2 protein-coding genes and 1 pseudogene are annotated in these 2,545 nt (G+C 57.0%); all 3 read left to right on the forward strand.

What is annotated here, in order from left to right:
- Positions 1 to 181 precede the first annotated feature (181 nt).
- The 3 genes and pseudogenes from ON40_RS53440 (at position 182) to ON40_RS34555 (ending at position 2,395) form a co-directional block, all read left to right on the forward strand.
- A complete protein-coding gene (locus tag ON40_RS53440; RefSeq protein WP_169541943.1) occupies positions 182 to 319 on the forward strand; it encodes an enoyl-CoA hydratase/isomerase family protein in 138 nt (45 codons plus the stop codon).
- A 12-nt stretch (positions 320 to 331) separates the two neighbouring features.
- Positions 332 to 913: pseudogene (locus ON40_RS49345) on the forward strand (enoyl-CoA hydratase/isomerase family protein); the annotation flags it as partial.
- A gap of 33 nt (positions 914 to 946) precedes the next feature.
- Positions 947 to 2,395, forward strand: a complete 1,449-nt coding sequence (locus ON40_RS34555) for an MFS transporter (RefSeq protein WP_083896126.1) — start codon at positions 947 to 949, stop codon at positions 2,393 to 2,395.
- The last annotated feature ends 150 nt before the right edge of the window (positions 2,396 to 2,545 follow it).

Here is a 2,545-nt window from a genome sequence, read left to right on the forward strand (position 1 = left end):
GTCTTCGAAGCGATCCGCCGGCGCTGATCAGCGCAACAGGACAGTGATAGCGACACCCGGTCTCGACAGCCAGCACAGGTGAACAGCGATGACAAAACAGAAACCTCCCGGTTCCATCGATAATGACAGTGCGAAAGCTGTTGAACCGCAACTAGTTCTGGTAGACGATCCAGTTACCGGAGTGCGTCGGCTCGTACTCAATCGGCCCGAACTGCTGAACGCGATTGATATCCACCTCGCCGACGCCCTGCTCAGCTGCCTGGACGCGGGACGGCGCGACAGTGGTGTGCGTTGCCTCGTACTTACGGGTGCGGGGTGAGTCTTCTGCGCAGGCGGCAACATCAAGGGGTGGGGTACTCGTACGAGTCTGGAGGCAGCAGCGCATCTCGACCGATGTGCCTCGCTTATCGAGGCACTGGCCAATTACCCCAAGCCGATTGTTGCTGCCATCAACGGGCCGGCCGTGGGGGGTGGGTTGTCCATCGCACTGGCCTGTGACATTCTGCTGGCACATCCGGATACTTACTTCGCACAGGCATTTATTGATATGGGACTGGCTCCAGACCTCGGGAGTACCTATTTTCTGGCACGACAGGTGGGTCTGCAGAAGGCTAAAGAGATAACGCTGAGCGGTCGACGTGTCTCCGTACGCGAGGCCGAACAGCTCGGGCTTGTCGCGCAGGTCCTCGATAAGTCTCACTTCGAGGAAGAGGTGCTGGCATACGCATATAGGCTCGCTCAGCGTTCCCCGTTCGCCGTATCCGCGACCAAGCGAATGCTGAACGGTAGTTTCGAGACAGGGCTGCGGGCCAGCCTGCACGCAGAGGCCATGGTGCACGGCATTGCAATCTCCACGACAGAGCATCGGGAAGCGGTGCGTGCGTTCAAGGAGCGTCGACAGAAGCTGACATAGAAATACTGTTCCGCATCAGGGTGATCTATTCGGATGTCTATCGAATCCGTTGTGCGCCCTATCGGTTGTAAGTGTGAACTATTGATCTGTACGCAGGCTCCTGCGCTGACAGTTCGATATTGCAGTTCTGTTTCTACCATCGAAAAATGGATTTTCCGCCTCATGTATAGATTCATGCCCAAGGGCGAGCTGTATGCTCCGGTTTCATACGATAAAAAACAGAAATCGATAGCGCGGCGTGCGGGTATTGCGGGTGCGCTCGGGTCCCTCGTCGAGTATTATGACTTCAGCCTTTTCGGACTACTTGCGGTCGAGTTTTCTCCTCTGTTCTTTCCAGCTCGTAATGCTGCAGTATCCACACTTGTCGCGCTGAGTGCGTTCGGGGTGTCCTACCTTGCGCGGCCAGTCGGTGGAGCAGTCTTAGGACTATTAGGCGATAGATACGGGCGTCGTCCGGTCTTGATGGCAACGATCGTCGTGATGGGTCTGGCGTCGGGCTGTATCGGCCTACTGCCCACATACTCCCAGATCGGAGTTGCGGCGCCTGTGCTCCTGGTGGTTCTACGTCTCGTACAGGGTTTCTCCGCAGGCGGCGAGTTGGCCGGTGCTACGACCTATGCTGTGGAGTCGGCCCCTGCGGGGCGCCGGACATTCTATGGAGCCATCGTTTCCAGCGGTGGAAGTATCGGCTTCATCATCGCAGCGATAGCAGCGGCTGTAGTCAACTTCCTTGTCGCGCCGGCGCAGTTGTCTGCGTGGGGCTGGCGAATTCCTTTTCTGCTCGCATTGCCGCTGGCCATCACATGTTTGGCATTTCGCATGAAAATCGATGAATCGCCGGAGTTCTCAAATACTGCAACGTCACACGGGTCAGGGCGTAATGCGATAGTTGATGTCGTCCGCAAGTATCCGATCGCTCTGTTGAAAGTTATCGGTATTGCGATTGCAGCGGGAGGGTCCTCGTATATCGGTCTCGTCTACCTGTCCGTATACCTGGTCGGCACCAGACATTTCTCCCCTACGGTGATCTATTGGATATCGTCACTAGCTATTTCGGTCGAGGTTGTCACCCTCCCTGGGTTCGGAATGCTCTCGTTCATTGTCGGGCGCCGTCGTCTTCTGTTGTATTCGACGGCATTAATGGCTGTTTTGGCCTATCCGTTCTTCGCTGTGCTGTCAACGATCGACAACCTTGTGATTGTGGCAGTCATATACTGCGCCTACATGGTGGTCGACAGCGCGCAAAAGGCTCCGCTGGTGACGGAGTTTGCGTTGATGTTCCCATCGCAGTACCGGTACACCGGTACTGCGATGGGTCACAATGTCGGTGCAGCACTTGCTGGTGGTTTCAGCCCCTACATCGCTGCACAGCTGGTTTTGCTGACGGGGTCGCCCACGGCCCCGGCCTATTGGCTCATCGGAGTCTCAGCAATAGGCGTCGCCGTGCTGATGACCATGCGACCCTTCTTCGGATCCCAATGAAATCGAAGTGCTCCGGCGTGCGCGATCGGATTCGGGCCTGGATCGACGGGGTGCTCGCGCAGATCGAGGATCCGCGACTATCGGAACTCAGTGCGGTGATCCTGTGGAATGTCGGCCAGATCGCCCGGGACAAGAGTGAGATCGAACCGG

The sequence above is a fragment of the Nocardia jiangxiensis NBRC 101359 genome (assembly GCF_000308615.1).
GTDB lineage: Bacteria > Actinomycetota > Actinomycetes > Mycobacteriales > Mycobacteriaceae > Nocardia > Nocardia jiangxiensis.